Raw genomic sequence first — 16657 nt, 5'->3', positions numbered from 1 at the left:
ATGTGAGTAGTGTCGCGTTATGCGCGACAAGCGTGGAGTGGCGGATTCGCGTGGTGGCGCGTGGTGGCGCGAGGTCACGATCGTCGCCTGCGCGCTGCTCGTCAGCGTGGTGCTCCTTGTCGTCTTCCACGCCGCCGGCGATCCCGCCTGGGTGCACCGGTACCTGTCGCCTGTCCCGGGCTCCGACAGTGCGATCTGGCAGGTGCAGACGACATTCCTGTCCGTGGGTTTCGCCGGGCTGACGATCGCGGCTCAGCTGTTCGCCGAGGCTCCCCTCGCGATCGGCACGTCCCGCAAGCGCGTGCTGGCGTACATCGGCGCGAGCTGGTTCGTGACCGTGGGGCTTGCCGGGAACGCGGTCATGGCTCTCGAATCCATCTGGCTGCCGAGCGCGACGGGTGTGCTGATCGCGTTCGCGTGGCTCGCGGCGACCGCCGTCCTGCTGATGGTGTCGACGTCCAGGCTCACGCACCTCTTCGGGCACCCGTCGCGCCTGGACGAAGTCGTGCGGTCCTCACTGATCGAGACCCTGTCCGATCGCTTCGACCGGGTGGCGCGCCGGTATTCCGACGCGAGGAACGGACTGGAAGAACTCCTGAGATCCGACTCGTCGCGCACTTCTACTCGCTCTGTCTCGACCTTGTACGTCCCGGTGCCTCAAGCCGGGCGGGTCGTTCGGGCCATCGATCCCGAGGGTGTCCGCCAGGCGATCGCGTCGCTCGGATCGTCGGCGACCGACGGCGGTCCATCGGATCCCGCCCCCTCGGATGTGGATGACGAGCCTCGGATCGTGCTCGATATCCGCCCAGGGGACCGCACCCGTCTCGGGGCCACGGCGTTCCGGATCGTCACGCCGACCCGGCTCGACGATGACGCGGCCGGCCGGATGGTTCAGCTCCTCCAGTCGAGCATCGAGCTGGAGCCACCGGAGGCGGTCACCGCGTACGAGGAGACCGAGCACGAGATCGCCACACTCATGGACGCCATCGGCACCAGCCTCCGGTCCGGTGCTCTGGCGACCGCTGAACGGGCGCTGGAACTTCTCGGACAGATCGTGCAAGGCGTGTGGATGGCCGGGCTCGACCGGTCGGACGCGGCTGTAGGGGCATCCCTGACACGGGGGAGCGGACTTCTCCAGAGCATCGTCGAGGTGGAGCAGGACGTCCTGCTCTCGCCGCAGGTGGCGGAGGTCTTCGTCACCGCCACGACGAGCCGAACCCTCGAAGCCGCGGCGACGGGCTCCGGCGAATACATCGATGAATGCCTCCGGAGCTTCATGCGGCAGTGGTCGGACATCCTGAACCGGGGCGGCCCCGAGTTCGACGCCCTCCCCGATCGCATCATCGCGTGCGTTCAGAACCTGGCCCTGTACTCGGATCCCTCCGCGAGCGAGCCTCACGCCTTGCGGTCGCGCGGCACCTGGGCGATGGTCGAGCTGGTCAAGCTCGCTCTCGACGCCCAGAGGCCGGAGACCGCGAGACTCGCAGCGGAAGCGCTCCGGCGGCTCTTCGAGCTGGACCCGGACGGCGCTGCCCGCTCCGAAGTCCGGGCCGGGCTCCTGGTCCTCTCCGGATGGCTCGCGTACCTGGCCGATGCGGGCGATCAGCGTTACGCACCTGACCCGGACCTGGCGGCCGCGCTGGTCTCGGACGGATCGAGGGACGACATCCTGGCGGCACGCGAGGTCGTGGAGGGGGGAACGCCGTTCAGCCGGTGGGACAGATGGGAGACGAGCAGCACGCCCGTCGGTCGTGTTCAGAGCTCGGTGGTCTCCGGTTTCATCGATCGAGCGCAAGACGCCGCGCTCGCCGGCTCGTCGGGCGACGGTCAGCCGAAGTAGTCCGTCAGCGAGGCGCGTGCCCGTATGGCGATGTGCAGGTTCAAGCGGGACTCCGGGTCGTTCAGGTCGAGACCGCAGACTTCGCGGATCCGGCCGAGCCGGTAACGCAGCGTGCTCCGGTGGATGACCAGTGCGGCCGACGTGCGGTCGTAGTTCCCGCCGGAGTCGAGGTATGCCGCGAGTGTTCGTACGAGTTCGGTGGCATGCAGCCGGTCATGGTCGACGAGGGCTCCCAGCCATTCGGTGATGTACCGCTGCAGCATGGCCCCCTCGTCCGAAGTGTCGAGGATGCGGAGGAGGCCGAGATCGTCGTGATTTGAGATGCCGAGCGGCTGTCGCGATTCGGCTCGGATGCGCAGTGCTCGGCTCGCCTCGGCGAACGACCGCGGAAGCTCCTGGGTGGTGCCCCGTCCACCGATGCCGATCCTGCCTCGCACGCTGGTCACGGCAGCGGACACCTTGTCGTACAGTCTGGAGAGGTCGCGGCCGTCCGCGACGACCGCGAGCGTCGCCTCCGGCCGTCGGGAGACCAGCGCAGGTACGTGCATGGCCGCAAGCTGATTGCGGACGGCGGCACCGATGTCGATTCCGTTCGGGGTGGGCGACTCCCAGTCGACGAGCACCACGCGATGGAAGCCACTGAGGTCGAAGTGGAGCGCCTCTGCGCGAGCCAGACCGTCCACGACCTCCCCTCCTGCGACGAGGTCGTCTGCCAGCTCGCGACCGAGGCGGAGTTCGACTTCGGCGACATTCCGTCGGTGGGCGAGCTCCACCGCTATGGTCGCGCACGCGTACTCGACCGCGAACCGGTCGTCTTCGCTCCGATTGTCGTCGGGATCGAAGATCCCGAGGACGCCGAGCATCTCACCGGCGGACCGGATGGCCGTCGACCGCCAGCTGGTGCTCGACCGGCCCCCCGTCGAGAGGTTTTCGACGGGCGTCGTCCCGGAGGGCGCGGTGGCGCTCGCGGTGGAGACACGGGCGAGCTCGTTTCCGAAAGAGTCTTGAAGCACGACGGAGCGCCCGGTGAGGACGCTCACTGTCTTGACGATCTGCGCTTCTCCGTTCCCCGAGCGGGCCGACGCCACGACCGAGTCGCGGATGCGCTGTTGCGCGTTCAGCTTCACGATCGTGGCGGCCATCGAGCGGTTCGAGGCCACTTGCGCTTCGCCGAGGCGGCGGAGTTCGCGCGCCTGGCGTCGCTCGCGGGCGATGAGTTCGGCTGCAGCCAGAGCCGCTCCGGTCGGCTCGGTGAGCGCGAGCAGCAAGAAGATCTGCGCACTCGACGGCTCCTGTGCTGCCCGGAGCGCGAAGGCCCCTTTCAGTTTTCCGCCGCCGCGGAAGCAGAGGGCGTACCGCCACTGCCCATCGCTCTCGAGGACGCCGCTGGTTCCGCCGCGCGCCTCCATGAGCAGGTCGAGCCGACGGTCCGCTTTGCCCGAATGGTGGACGAGACGTCCACCCGAGGCGACGTAGACGGCTGCGACCGCGCACCCGGCGATTGCCGTGACGGACTCTTCCGCGAGCCGCAATGTCTCCCGGGTGGAGGGGTGCTCGAACATTCGGGAGCCGACCCTGAAGATGTCGTACAGACCCGGCGGACCTTCCGGGCCGGGGGCGGGCTGTGCGATGGATTCCGGATACTTCGGTACGCTCATCGGTCGTCTCCCGTGGGGTCACGGTAGCCCTTGTCGGTTCGACTCGTCAGTGCAACGTGCGGATCTTCTTTCGTCCTGCGGGGTCGAAGCGGCGCGCCCGACTCAGGGCGGACACTCGGCGTCGAGTGGGTCGCGAGCGATCGAGGAGGTGGCCCTGATGGCTCTGATGCGGTTCGACACCCTTCGCGATGTGGATCGAGCGGTCGAGCAGGCGCTCGGCGTCAACCGCCGCACCTACGCCGTTCCGCTGGAGGCCTATCGGCGGGGCGGTCAGTACATCGTGATCGCGGATACGCCGGGAGTGGACATCCGCGACATCGATGTGCGCGTGGAACGCAACGTCGTCACCATCACTGTCCAGCGCCGCGCGAAGTTCGCGCAAGGCGACCACGTCCTCATCGACGAGCGCCCTCGCGGCGAATTCGTCCGTCAACTCTTCCTCGGTGACACCCTCGACCAATCGAGGCTGACGGCGCATCTGGGCAACGGGGTGCTGACTTTGCTCGTCCCTGTCGACGAATCCAGCGAATCGTGGCAGGTGGACATCACGCCGACGGAGGGCGCGGAGGATCGCGCGATAGACCCGACAGATCATCACGAAGGAGGAGCATCCCATGGCTAAGGCAGTCGGAATCGACCTCGGCACCACGAACTCGGTGATCGCGGTGTGGGAGGGCGGTGAGGCGAGAGTCATCCCGAACAGCGAAGGCGCCCGTACCACTCCGTCCGTCGTCGCGTTCACCGACACCGGCGAGCGGCTCGTGGGTCAGCTCGCCCGGCGCCAGGCGATCCTGAACCCGAAGGGGACGATCTCTTCGGCCAAACGGTTCATCGGGCGCTCCTTCGACGAGATCGGAGAGGAGGCGAAGGCTGTCGGCTTCGACGTCGTTGCCGGCCCGAACGGCGAAGCCCGGTTCGATGTCCGGGGCAAGCTGTACGCACCGGAGGAGATCAGCGCCCTCGTGCTGCGGAAACTGGCCGACGACGCGGCCAAGTTCCTCGGCGAGAAGGTCACAGAGGCGGTCATCACCGTTCCGGCGTACTTCAACGACGCCCAGCGCACGGCGACGAGAGACGCCGGCCGGATCGCGGGCCTCGAGGTGCTCCGCATCATCAACGAGCCGACCGCGGCGGCCCTGGCATACGGGCTGGACAAGAAGGAGCACGAGACCGTTCTGGTGTTCGACCTCGGCGGCGGCACCTTCGACGTCAGCCTGCTCGACGTCGGGGACGGCGTCGTGGAGGTGCGTTCGACCGCAGGGGACACGCACCTCGGCGGAGACGACTTCGACCGTCGCATCGTGGACTATCTCGCGGACGAGTTCCAGAAGGAGAACGGCATCGACCTCCGCAACGATCCCCAGGCCCTCCAGCGGCTGTTCGAGGCGGCGGAGAAGGCGAAGGTCGAGCTCAGCTCGGTGAGCCAGACTCAAGTGAGCCTGCCGTTCATCACCGCGGACGCCGCAGGCCCGAAGCACCTGACGACCACGCTCAAGCGCGCCACCTTCGAGAACATCACCGCTGATCTGGTCGAGCGCTGCCTCGGCCCGGTGCGTCGGGCGATGGAGGACGCGAAGGTCACCGAGAACGACATCGACGAGGTCATCCTCGTCGGCGGCTCGACGAGAATTCCTGCCGTGCAGGAGCTCGTGAAGCGACTCACCGGTGGCAAAGACCCGAACATGACCGTGAATCCGGATGAAGTGGTCGCCATCGGCGCGGCCATCCAGGCCGGAGTGCTGAAGGGCGAAGTCAGCGACGTCCTCCTGCTCGACGTGACTCCGCTCTCGCTGGGCGTCGAGACGCGCGGCGGCGTGATGACGCCCATCATCGAGCGCAACACGACCATCCCCGCGCGCCGGAGCGAAGTGTTCTCCACCGCGCAGGACGACCAGGACTCGGTCGAGATCGTCGTCCTCCAGGGCGAGCGCGAGCGCGCAGCCGACAACCGCGTCCTGGGCCGGTTCTCACTGACCGGGATCCGGCCGGCGCCGCGCGGAGAGCCGCAGATCGAGGTCACGTTCGACATCGACGCCAACGGGATCCTCAATGTCACCGCGCGGGACAAGGACACCGGGGCGGAGCAGGGCATCACCATCAGCGGCACCACCACCCTCGACCAGGCGGAGATCGACCGGATGGTGCGCGAGGCCGAGCAGAACCGCGCTGAAGATCAGCGGCTCCGCGAGGACATCGATGCCCGGAACGAATTGGATGCTGCCGCCTACCGGGTCGAGCGGGCGCTCGCGGAGCGCGGCGACTCGGCTCCGGCGCACGAGCGCTCGCGGGCGGAAATGCTGGTGCAGCAGGCGAGAGAGGCCGTCGACCGGCAGGTCCCCGCGTCGGAGGCCCGCGAGCTGACGAGCGAACTGCGCCAGGTGGACGCCGCCCTCTCGGTCGCCCGTCCGGCCCAAGGGGCGACCTCTGCGGAGAGCGGCGTCCAGGCGGACGACGACGCCGACGACGATGTGGTCGACGCCGACTTCGACCGGAACTGAAGGGTCCAGGGACATGGAAACCCCGGACGAGCCGGCAGCAGAGCCGGCCACAGAGCCGGCCGCAGCGTCGCCCGCGGACGCGACGACGGAGACTCCGGACGAACGGGACGCCCGGATCGCGGAACTCGACGACCGCTGGCGCCGCGCGGCCGCGGATCTCGACAACGTGCGGAAGCGGACCGCCCGCGAACTCTCCCTCGTCCGCGACGCGGAGCGCGCTCGCGCCGCGTCCGTCTTTCTTCCCGTCGTGGACGGGCTGACGGATGCCGTCGTCTATGCGAAGCAGGTGAACGACCCTCTCGGCGCGGGCATGGAGTCGATCCGCGAGCAGGCCGTAGCCGCCCTCGAGCGCCTCGACTACCCGCGCATCGACGCGGTGGGCGTGCCGTTCGATCCGCGCATCCACGAGGTCGTGCAGGTCGTCGCGAGCGACGACCTGCCGCCCCAGACCGTCGTGGCGGTCCCCAGGTTGGGCTTCGGGACCCCCGAGCGGCTGCTGCGGCCTGCGAGCGTCGTCGTCACCCCGGCGCGGGAGTGAGCTGTGGCAGACGACTACTACCAGCTGCTGGGCGTCCCGCGTTCGGCCGACTCCAACGAGATCCAGCGGGCGTACCGCGCTCTCGCCCGGAAGTACCACCCGGATGTCAACAAGCAGCCCGGCGCGGAGGACACCTTCAAGAAGATCAGCGAGGCGTACCACGTGCTCAACGACCCCGAGTCGCGCGCACAGTACGACCGGTTCGGGCCCGAGTTCCGTCGCTACGCAGAGGCCGAACGCGAGTACGCCTCGCAGTCGGCCGGTGATGCACGCGCGGGAGGTCGCCCCCGCGCCCGGCCGGGACGGTCCGGGTTCACCTGGTCGAGCGCGCAGGGGGGAGCGGGACCGGGCGGTGCGTCGGTCGACTGGGATGACCTCTTCGGCGACGTCTTCGGTTCACGGCGCGGGATGGACTCCGAGGCCGAGCTCGAACTGACGGTCGAGGAAGCCTTCCGCGGCGGCGCCCGGACGGTCGTCCTCGCCGGTCCCGACGGCGACCGTCAGACGTTCGAGTTGCAGATACCGCCCGGCGCCCTCGACGGGCAGCGCATCCGCGTCTCCGGCGGAGGACGACCCGGACGGCAGGATGGCGGGGCGGGTGACCTCGTCGTCACGCTCCGGGTCAAGCCGGACCGCCGCCTCCGTCTCGACGGCAAGAACATCGAGATGGACCTGCCGATCTCGCCGTGGGAGGCCGCTCTCGGCGCGAGCGTCTCGACGCGCGCTCCCGGCGGATCCATCACCGTGCGAGTCCCTCCCGGCTCGTCGAGCGGACGCCGGCTGCGGCTGAAGGGCCAGGGGATGCCGCAGCCCGGAGGGAAGCCGGGCGACTTGTTCGCGAAGGTGAAGATCATGGTCCCGCCGCACCCCACCAAGCGCGAACGCGAGCTCTTCGAGCAGTTGCAGCGCGAATCCTCCTTCGATCCGAGGTCGTCGTCATGAGTTCCCCTCTGCTTCCGGTGGTGCCGCCTCGCCTTGATCTCGGAATGGTCGCAGTCGCCGCGGGCGTGCATCCCGAACTGGTGCGCCGGTTCGTCGAACTCGGGATCGTCCCCGTCACGATCGACGCGTCGGGCCGGCCGTGGTTCACTCCCGACGCCCCCGAGCTCGTCCGGCGGATCGTGCGGCTGCACGCCGACCTGTCCCTCAACTACGCCGCTGTCGCACTCGTCATCGACCTTCTCGCCCGAATCGATGTCCTCGAAGCGAGGCGGTCGGTCATCCGCTCCGGAAGGGAGACTCCGCCATGGAGATGAACAAGCTGACCCAGAAGTCCCAGGAGGCCCTGCAGGAGGCCCAGAGCATCGCGAGCCGGAACGGTCAGACGGAGACCGAGAACGAGCACCTCCTCCTCGCCCTGCTCAGCCAGGAGGGGGGCCTGATCCCTCGGCTGCTCGAAGCGGCGGGGGTCGACGTGGGCGGCCTCCTCGCCGAGGTTCAGCAGGCGATCGAACGGAAGCCGCGGACGACCGGCCCGGGAGCGACTCCCGGTCAGGTGTTCCTCTCGAGAACTCTTTCGACGACCCTCGATCGTGCCGAGCGGGAGGCCAACCGGCTGAAGGACTCCTATGTCTCGGTCGAGCATCTCCTCCTCGCGCTCGCCGACGATCCCACCGGCGGCCAGGCCGCACGTCTGCTGCAGAGCAACGGGGTGACGCGGGAGAGCTTCCTCAGCGCGCTGACCGCCGTTCGTGGCAACCAGCACGTCAACTCGGCGACGCCCGAGCAGACCTACGAGGCGCTCGAGAAGTACGGCCGCGATCTGGTCGCGGACGCGCGTGCCGGTCGTCTCGACCCGGTCATCGGTCGCGACACCGAGATCAGGCGGGTCATCCAGATCCTGTCGCGCAAATCGAAGAACAACCCGGTGCTGATCGGCGAGCCGGGTGTCGGCAAGACGGCGATCGTGGAGGGGCTGGCCCAGCGGATCGTGAATACCGACGTCCCTGAAGGGCTCCGCGACAAGACGGTCTTCCAGCTCGACCTCGCGGCACTCGTCGCCGGTGCGAAGTACCGTGGCGAGTTCGAAGAGCGGATGAAAGCCGTCCTCGCAGAGGTCGTGGCCGCCGAGGGACGCATCCTGCTGTTCATCGACGAACTCCACACACTCGTCGGAGCCGGAGCCACAGAAGGCGCGATGGACGCGGGGAACATGCTGAAGCCGATGCTCGCCCGCGGGGAGCTGCACCTGATCGGCGCGACCACGCTGGACGAGTACCGGCAGCACATCGAGAAGGATGCCGCCCTCGAACGGCGCTTCCAGACGGTCCTGGTGGATGAGCCGAACGTCGAAGACGCGATCTCGATCCTCCGCGGGCTGCGCGAGCGGCTCGAGGTCTTCCACGGGGTGCGCATCCAGGACAACGCCCTCGTCGCGGCCGTGACGCTCTCGCATCGCTACATCACCGACCGGTTCCTGCCGGACAAGGCCATCGACCTGGTCGATGAGGCCTGCGCCCGGCTGCGGACGGAGATCGACTCGATGCCGGCGGATCTCGACGAGCTCACGCGACGCGTCACCAGGCTCGAGATCGAGGAGGCCGCGCTAGAGAAGGAGAAGGACAAGCCCAGCCGCCTCCGCCTCGACGAGCTGCGGCGCGAACTCGCCGACCTCCAGGCGGAGGCGAACGCGAAACGTGCCCAATGGGAGGCGGAGCGCCAGGCCATCCGGAAGGTCCAGGAACTCCGGAGCGAACTCGAGCAGGTGCGACGCGAGGCCGAAGACGCCGAGCGCAGGTACGACCTCAACCGCGCCGCGGAGCTGCGCTACGGCAGGCTCGCCGAACTCGAGCGCCAACTCTCCGCGGAGGAGCAGCGGTTGCAGGAGAAGCAGGGCCGGCAGCGGCTCCTCCGCGAGGTGGTGACCGAGGAGGAGATCGCCGAGATCGTCGCAGCCTGGACGGGCATCCCCGTCGCGCGGCTGCAGGAGGGCGAGCGCGCGAAGGTGCTCAAGCTCGACGAGGTCCTGCACGAGCGCGTGGTCGGGCAGGAGGAGGCGGTGCGGCTGGTCAGCGACGCGATCATCCGGGCGCGGTCCGGTATCCGCGACCCGCGGCGGCCGATCGGTTCGTTCATCTTCCTGGGGCCGACCGGCGTCGGCAAGACGGAGCTCGCGAAGGCCCTGGCGAGTGCGCTGTTCGACAGCGAGTCCGCGATGATCCGGCTCGACATGAGCGAATACCAGGAGCGGCACACCGTCAGCCGGCTGGTGGGAGCTCCTCCCGGCTACGTCGGATACGACGAGGGCGGCCAGCTGACCGAAGCCGTGCGCCGCCGGCCATACTGCGTCGTCCTCTTCGACGAGATCGAGAAGGCGCACCCGGATGTGTTCAACACGCTGCTGCAGGTGCTCGACGACGGACGGATCACGGACAGCCAGGGTCGCACCGTCGACTTCCGCAACACCATCGTGATCATGACCTCCAACATCGGGGCGGAGCATCTGCTCACCGGTGCCCGCGACACCGCCGGGGGCATCCCGCAAGACGTCAAGGATCTGGTGCTGGCCGAACTGCGGGACCGCTTCCGGCCGGAGTTCCTCAACCGAGTCGACGACATCATCGTCTTCGCGCCGCTGGGCCTGGCGCAGATCGAGTCGATCGTCGACCTGCTGATGGGCGACCTGGCGCGCCGCCTCGCGGAACGCCAGATCGAGCTCGAGGTCACGCCGGAGGCCCGGCGCCTGATCGCCGAGCGCGGCTACGACCCGCTCTACGGCGCCAGGCCGCTGCGCCGGTACATCTCGCACGACATCGAGACCCGCTTGGGCCGGGCGCTGCTCTCGGGAGCGGTCCGGGATGGCTCGACAGTGCGTATCGACGTCCGGGACGGCGACATCGTCGTCGATGCGGTCGGGGCGCCGGCGGAGCCCGACGCCGAAGCGCGGGCGACGGCATGAGCACCGTCGACCCGACCAGGGTCATCCGGTGCCCGAACTGCGGGCGCAAGAACCGCGTGCCCGCCGCGGCCAGCGGACGTCCGCGCTGCGGGAACTGCCACAAGCCCCTCCCGTGGATCGCCGACGCTCTCGACGACACGTTCGCGGAGATCGCCGAGAAGGCGGACCTGCCCGTGATCGTCGACATGTGGGCGACCTGGTGCGGCCCGTGCCGGATGGTCAGCCCGGTGCTGGAGGAACTGGCCGCCGAGCGGGCAGGCGAGGTCAAGCTCGTGAAGGTGGATGTCGACCGGGCGCCCCGGCTCTCGTCCCGCTTCGCTGTGCAGGCCGTGCCGACCCTGATGATCCTCGACCACGGGGACGTCATCGCCCGCCAGGCCGGGGCAGCGCCCGTGGCCGTTCTGCGCCGCTGGTTCGACGACGCGATGGTGCAGAAGCGGCACGCTCGGAAGAGCGCGGGCGACGGCGAGGAAGGAGGGTCACCCCGTGACCGTCCGTAGGGATCCTCATGTCGTCTACATCCGCTCGGTGACTCCGCGCACGCCGGGTGCGTGCGAGGACTGCCTCGCGCTCGGCACGCCGTGGGTGCATCTGCGGTTGTGCCTCACCTGCGGCAAGGTGGGCTGCTGCGACGCCTCACCGATGAGGCATGCGCGGGCGCATGCGGCGCACGAAGGGCATCCCATCGTCCGCTCGCACGAGCCCGGTGAGAGCTGGCGGTGGTGCTATATCGACGAGGACTACGTCTGATGACCGGTAGCCGCCCGGAGGTGGCGGCGGCGGAGACCGCGGACGCGTTCGGTGCCTACCCGCGGCTCACGCCGCCGCAGCTGCAGTCGTTGAGCAAGCACGGCACCACCGAACCCGTCTCGGAGGGCCAGGTGCTTGCACGGGCGGGGGAGCCGATCGGCTCGTTCTTCGCGGTTGTCGAGGGCCGGGTCGTCGTCGAGGACACGAGTACGGACGGACAGGGAGCGCGAACCGAGGTGCATGGGCCCGGCCGGTTCGTCGGCGACATCGGGCTGTTGGAGGCGCAGCCCTCGTTCGCCGTGGTGACCGCACTCGAGGCCGGCACGGTGCTCGCCGTTCCGATACCGGCCCTGGAGCGGATCGTCACCAGCGACCCGGTGCTCGGCGACATCATCCTGCGGGCCTATCTCATCCGCCGGTCGATGGCCATCGGGTCGGGGGCCGGGCTTCGTATCGTGGGTTCGCGTTTCTCACCGGACACCCGCCGCTTGCTCGACTTCGCCGCGCGCAACCGGATGCCGCACCGGCTCCTCGACCTCGACGACGATCAGGCAGCCGAGATGATCGTCCGGCGGCTGCGCCTGGACGTCGCCGACCTCCCCGTCGTCATCGTCGCCGGCGCGCGGATCATGCGCAATCCCTCCATCGCGGACATCGCGGAGGCGCTCGGCATCCGGAGGACGCGGCCGCTGCCGACGTGCGATCTGCTGGTCGTGGGCGCTGGACCGGCGGGTCTGGCAGCGACGGTGTACGCAGCCTCCGACGGGCTGTCGGTCGTTCTCTGCGACTCCGTCGCGACCGGCGGTCAGGCCGCGCAATCCGCCCGGATCGAGAACTATCTCGGATTCCCTGCGGGGATATCCGGCGGCGAGTTCGCCGAGCGCGCTCGTCTCCAGGCCGGCAAGTTCGGAGCCACCGTCTTCGCCCCGGCCGGCGCGGAGGGGCTCGACTTCGCCGGCGCGACGCTGACCGTGCGCTTCTCCGACGGGACGACCGTGACTCCTGGCACCGTCGTCGTCGCGTCCGGGATGGAGTACCGCCGCCTGGAGGTGAGGAACCTCGAACTCTTCGAGTACACCAGCGTCTATTACGCGGCGACGGTCAACGAAGCGCGTGAGTGCGGCACCGACCCTGTCGTGGTGGTGGGCGGCGGCAATTCGGCCGGACAGGCGGCGGTCTTCCTCGCCCGAACGGCGTCCCACGTCCACCTGATCGTGCGTGCGGCCGACCTCGCTCGTGACATGTCGCGGTACCTGATCGTCCAGATCCTGGATCATCCGCGGATCACCGTCCATACTCGATCCGAGGTGGTGGAGGCCAGGGGACGCGCACGTCTCGAATCCGTCACCATCGTGCACCGGTCCTCCGGTGAACGCGAGGAGGTCGAAACCGCCCACCTCTTCGTCTTCATCGGGGCGGTCCCCGCGACGGCATGGCTCGGTCAAGACATCCACCGGGACGAGCGCGGCTTCCTTCTCACGGGACCGCGGTCGGGCGAGGCCGACTCGCGCGCCCAGCCGTTCGAGACCTCGATACCCGGCGTGTTCGCCGTGGGCGACGTGCGCAGCGGATCGGTCAAACGGATGTCCGCCGCTGTGGGCGAAGGAGCGAGCGTCGTGAAGATGGTCCACGACTACCTCGCAACCGGAGGGTCCCGGCTCTGACGCCCGCGACGCTAGAAGAAGTCGACAGGGATCTTGAGGTCCTCGTCCCGGTCCTTGCCGCACTTGGCGCAGCGCACGTAGCGGTCACCGTCAGGGGTGCTTTCCACATGCCAATGGTGTTTGAGGTTGAGTCGGCACAGCAGCGGCTTGCGTGGAGCGATTGTTGAGTTGCGTGTGGGCATCGTCCTGCCCCTTTCACCCTGTTTCTGTATAAACTCTCATTTTCGTCGATGGGGGATGATTTGGCTACGGCGGGAAGGTGCGGACAGGACCTCTACGGATTCAGCTGATCGGTGATCGCGTTTCGGAAGGCTCGGAGCGCCACCGGGTTGCCCTCGTAGACCTTGCCTTGATCGCTCCAGGTGATCACCAGCGTGCCGATCGCGGTGTCTCCGGAAAGTTCAGCTCCTTGATACCGGTCGTGGGAGATGTAGTCGTCGTGGTGGCCCTTCGTGGGGTGCTCGAGGCCGTCTCGGGGCTAGCGTTACGCCATGGAAGTGCTGGTGGTCGCCGTCGTCCTGGGCTTCGCCGTTCTCGCCGGAGACCTGGTCGAGAAGTATCTGCGCGTCCCCTCGCCGTGCGCCTGGATCCTCATCGGCTCCGGCCTGAGCTTCGTTCCGTGGCTGCAGGATGCCTCATTGCCGCCGGACCTCGTCCTCTTCGTCTTCCTCCCGGCCCTGCTGTACTGGGAGTGCCTGAACACGTCGCCTCGGCTGATCCGCTACGACCTGCGCGTCATCATCCTCCTCAGTGTCGGGCTGGTGTTCACGACTGCTGCGGCCGTGACCGGCATCGGCGTGCTGCTGGGTCTCACCCCGGCTGTCGCCCTCGTCCTGGGATCCGTGCTCTCGCCGACGGACGCGACCGCGACCACCGCGCTGGCGCCCGGGCTCAGCAGGCGGATCGCCGCGATCGTGCGCGGCGAGAGCCTCGTGAACGATGGCAGCGCGCTCGCGCTCTACTCGGTCGCTGTCGCAGCCGTCGTCGCCGGGAGGAGCGTGCAGGTCGCCGAGATCGGTGTGCGGTTCCTGTACGCGGTGGTGGTCGGCGCCGCTTTCGGCCTGCTGGTCGCGGTGGTCATCCGTGAGCTGCGGAGGTTCTCGCGGCGGCCGGGCATCGACGACACGATCTCGATGCTCACACCCTTCGCGCTGTTCCTCCCCGCGCAGGCGCTCGGCGCGTCCGGTGTCGTCGCGGTGGTCTGCGGCGGGCTCTTCCTGTCCCGCACGCTGCCGCGCGTCGTGCAGGCGTCGTCGCGGTCCGAGACGTACTCGTTCTGGCGGGCGGCGACGCATGTCATCAACGGAGTCCTGTTCGTGCTGATCGGGCTGCAAGCACGGTCGGTGGTGATGACCTTCGTCACGGGCGGATGGCTGAGGCTGACGCTGCTGTGCGTCCTCGCCTACCTCGTGGTGATCCTGGTGCGGCTGGCCTGGGTGCCGGCCATCGCCCAGTTGATCAGGCTGTTCGACCGCCGGCCGCAACAGCGCTCGCGCAGGGTGCCCTTCCGGGTGCACCTGGTGATCGCGTGGAGCGGGTTCCGTGGTGCTGTGTCGCTCGCGGCCGCGCTGGCGATCCCGCGGTTCATCGCCGACGGATCCGGCTTCCCCGACCGCGACGACATCGTCGCTGTCACATTCGTGGTGATCCTCCTGACCGTGTTCCTTCAGGGATTGACCTTCCCCGCCATCGTGCGCAGTGCACACCTCGAGCACGACCCGCAGGAGGGGAAGGAGCGGGATCTGGCCCGGGCAGAGCCGCTCCGGTTCGCGCTCAGTCACCTGGACGAGGACGCCCGCGCCCTGGACACTCCGGCCGACGTTCGGGACCGGATCCGGGACGAGCTGAACGGCGAGCTCGAGAGCGCTACTCGCAGCGGCGGTGAGGGAGCGCGCTATCGGAAGGCGGAGTCGCAGCTCCGGCTGAAGGTGCTCCGCCGCCGCCGTCAGTGCCTGTCGGAGCTACGCGACACCGGGCAGATCGACGACACCGTTCTGATGACGATGCAGGACCGCCTCGACCTCGAAGAGGTGCGGCTGGAACGCCAGGCGCCGGGAACTCGCCTCGGCCCGACGTGAGCGGATTTCAGCCAGAGGCCGTCTGGCGAGCGCTGGCCCAGGACGAACGTGGTCCGATCAGAGCCTGTCCGCGTCGTCCCGGCGGTCATCGTGCGACTTGTCGGCGCTGTCCTTCAGGTGCGCTTTCACGTCGGCGACCGTGTCCTTGATGCTGCCCTCGGCCTGCTCCGCCTTGCCTTTCACCACACGCGACTCGTCGTCGGTGAGCTTGCCGACGGCCTCGTCGACCTTGCCCTTCAGCTTGTCGCCCTTCGCGTCGAACTTGTCGTCGATGCCCATGATGTCCTCCTCGTCGATCAGTGCGGTTCCTCGATCGCCGGCAACGGTACGCGGAAATCGGACGGACATTAAGGCACCGGCCTTGCTGAGTCGGTTCCGGAACGGGCTACCGCCGCAAGGTGATCGACGGGCGCTCACCGAAAGCGCGCGAGTAGGCCGCCGAGAACCGGCCGAGGTGCACGAACCCCCACCGGGTCGCGACCTCCGTCACGCTGACCGCTCCCGGCTCTGCCGTGGACAGTTCGTGGTGCACCTTCTCGAGCCTGAGCTGACGCAGATACGCCATCGGCGTGGTGTCCAGCGACCTGCGGAAGCCTTCTTGCAGGCTGCGCACGCTGAGCGACACGCCTGCGGCCAGCTCGGTGACGGTCCAGGGATGACCGGGATCGCTGCGCAGCAGTTCCACCGCTCTGGTGACAGGCCGCGTGCCGGCGGAGGGTGACGGCAAGGTCAGCATGTCGGAGTAATTGTGCGGCTGCGCGAACAACAGGCTCTGGATCAGGATCTGCTCAAGCCGTTGCTCCGCCAGGACATGGGTGAGCGGACCGTCCTGCTGCGCCGCCGCGGTGTCGATCATCCGCAGGGTGTGAACGATCGACTGTCCTCCGATCCCGGCGAGGTTCAGCTCGGCTTCGAATTCGAGCGGGCACGTGGGGCGCTCGCCGAGCAGGTTCTCCAGCTCGAGCAGCAGTTCGTCGCGGGGGATCATCAGAGCGACCTGAGAGAAGCGCTCGCTGCAGTCGAGCTCGACCGGCCTCCCCGGCATGAACACCCCCGCTGTCTTCGTGGTTCCAAGCACCGGGCTGCCGAGTGCGGCCTGCATCGCTGCCGCGCCGCTGGTCGGGATGTCGATGTGGAAGTTCTCCGCTTCGGCGGTGTCGATCCGCACGGCGTCGCCGAACCGCATGAATCCGCAGACGATCCTGCCCACGCGCACGGCGTTCAACGTCAGGTCGATCGCACTCTTCGACTTGACGGAGGGGAAGTCGACCGGCAGGAACACGTCGGACAGCACCTCGCGGGCGTGCTCGACACCGCGTCCGGATGCGATGCGGCGGCTCCCGAACATCTCGATTGCCTTGGACCGCATGCAGCGATTGTAAGTGCACTAACTAAAAGCCGACTGACCTCGGCGAGCAGCCGCAGGACACCCGTCGACGGTCGCGCATTTCGGACAGTGAGCCGCGCTGGACGGATTTCAGCCGCACCACTCGGTTCATAGCGTTGAGGAGTCGTCGTGACCCCCGTTCGGCGACCCGGTGGCCCTCCTCTTCGGGTGGGGAGGGCCACCGCACCTTGCCGGATCACCCTGAGACGGCAAGTGCGGAGCACGTCAGGCAGGAGCGCATGAAGCACAGAAGCGCGGTCGGCGTCTGATGACCGGCTCGGACTTCCGGACGCGGCCGAGGTCGTGTCCTCGCTGCGGTGCTCGCGCGCGGGTCGTCGGCAACCCC

14 protein-coding genes are annotated in these 16657 nt (G+C 68.5%); 11 read left to right on the top strand and 3 right to left on the bottom strand.

The window, feature by feature from the left end; all coding sequences use genetic code 11:
- Positions 1 to 19 precede the first annotated feature (19 nt).
- A complete protein-coding gene (locus AC0HS0_RS16345) occupies positions 20 to 1840 on the top strand; it encodes a hypothetical protein (protein WP_472965186.1) in 1821 nt (606 codons plus the stop codon).
- Here the strand turns inward: AC0HS0_RS16345 and AC0HS0_RS16340 are convergent.
- Positions 1828 to 3498, bottom strand: coding sequence for a PucR family transcriptional regulator (locus tag AC0HS0_RS16340; RefSeq protein WP_472965185.1), 1671 nt, complete (start codon positions 3496 to 3498; stop codon positions 1828 to 1830). The two genes, AC0HS0_RS16345 and AC0HS0_RS16340, sit on opposite strands and share 13 nt — an antisense overlap.
- 166 nt (positions 3499 to 3664) lie before the next feature.
- Between AC0HS0_RS16340 and AC0HS0_RS16335 the strand changes: the two genes are divergently transcribed.
- The 10 genes from AC0HS0_RS16335 (at position 3665) to AC0HS0_RS16290 (ending at position 14924) form a co-directional block, all read left to right on the top strand.
- Positions 3665 to 4120 (top strand): Hsp20/alpha crystallin family protein, encoded by a 456-nt coding sequence (locus AC0HS0_RS16335; protein WP_472965184.1) that lies wholly within the window; start codon positions 3665 to 3667, stop codon positions 4118 to 4120.
- On the top strand, positions 4113 to 5996 hold the full coding sequence (gene dnaK, locus AC0HS0_RS16330; RefSeq protein WP_472965183.1) for a molecular chaperone DnaK: 1884 nt from the start codon (positions 4113 to 4115) through the stop codon (positions 5994 to 5996). The genes AC0HS0_RS16335 and dnaK overlap by 8 nt, the downstream gene beginning before the upstream one ends.
- A 13-nt stretch (positions 5997 to 6009) precedes the next feature.
- Positions 6010 to 6534, top strand: coding sequence for a nucleotide exchange factor GrpE (locus AC0HS0_RS16325; RefSeq protein ID WP_472965181.1), 525 nt, complete (start codon positions 6010 to 6012; stop codon positions 6532 to 6534).
- Between the two features lie 3 nt (positions 6535 to 6537).
- The gene (locus AC0HS0_RS16320) at positions 6538 to 7476 is read left to right on the top strand and encodes a DnaJ C-terminal domain-containing protein (RefSeq protein ID WP_472965180.1); all 939 of its coding nucleotides are present in this window, start codon (positions 6538 to 6540) and stop codon (positions 7474 to 7476) included.
- The gene (locus AC0HS0_RS16315; RefSeq protein ID WP_472965178.1) at positions 7473 to 7790 is read left to right on the top strand and encodes a chaperone modulator CbpM; all 318 of its coding nucleotides are present in this window, start codon (positions 7473 to 7475) and stop codon (positions 7788 to 7790) included. Before AC0HS0_RS16320 ends, AC0HS0_RS16315 begins: the two co-directional genes overlap by 4 nt.
- Positions 7781 to 10432 (top strand): ATP-dependent chaperone ClpB, encoded by a 2652-nt coding sequence (gene clpB / locus AC0HS0_RS16310; RefSeq protein WP_472965176.1) that lies wholly within the window; start codon positions 7781 to 7783, stop codon positions 10430 to 10432. The genes AC0HS0_RS16315 and clpB overlap by 10 nt, the downstream gene beginning before the upstream one ends.
- Entirely contained in the window at positions 10429 to 10932 is a 504-nt protein-coding gene (gene trxA, locus AC0HS0_RS16305; RefSeq protein WP_472965174.1) for a thioredoxin, read from the top strand. The genes clpB and trxA overlap by 4 nt, the downstream gene beginning before the upstream one ends.
- Positions 10919 to 11182, top strand: a complete 264-nt coding sequence (locus AC0HS0_RS16300) for a UBP-type zinc finger domain-containing protein (protein ID WP_472965173.1) — start codon at positions 10919 to 10921, stop codon at positions 11180 to 11182. The genes trxA and AC0HS0_RS16300 overlap by 14 nt, the downstream gene beginning before the upstream one ends.
- On the top strand, positions 11182 to 12846 hold the full coding sequence (locus AC0HS0_RS16295) for an FAD-dependent oxidoreductase (RefSeq protein ID WP_472965172.1): 1665 nt from the start codon (positions 11182 to 11184) through the stop codon (positions 12844 to 12846). Before AC0HS0_RS16300 ends, AC0HS0_RS16295 begins: the two co-directional genes overlap by 1 nt.
- Before the next feature lie 491 nt (positions 12847 to 13337).
- Complete coding sequence (locus AC0HS0_RS16290; RefSeq protein WP_472965170.1) at positions 13338 to 14924, top strand: Na+/H+ antiporter; 1587 nt, start codon at positions 13338 to 13340, stop codon at positions 14922 to 14924.
- A gap of 57 nt (positions 14925 to 14981) precedes the next feature.
- Here the strand turns inward: AC0HS0_RS16290 and AC0HS0_RS16285 are convergent, their stop codons facing one another.
- Together AC0HS0_RS16285 and AC0HS0_RS16280 are read right to left on the bottom strand one after the other, a co-directional pair.
- Entirely contained in the window at positions 14982 to 15203 is a 222-nt protein-coding gene (locus tag AC0HS0_RS16285) for a CsbD family protein (protein WP_472965169.1), read from the bottom strand.
- Between the two features lie 106 nt (positions 15204 to 15309).
- Complete coding sequence (locus tag AC0HS0_RS16280) at positions 15310 to 16293, bottom strand: AraC family transcriptional regulator (RefSeq protein ID WP_472965167.1); 984 nt, start codon at positions 16291 to 16293, stop codon at positions 15310 to 15312.
- Positions 16294 to 16657 lie beyond the last annotated feature (364 nt).

This window comes from Leifsonia sp. PARNA 1/14 (assembly GCF_055720965.1).
Note: the sequence above shows the minus strand (reverse complement) of the source record. Positions and strands in the feature narration are given on the sequence as shown.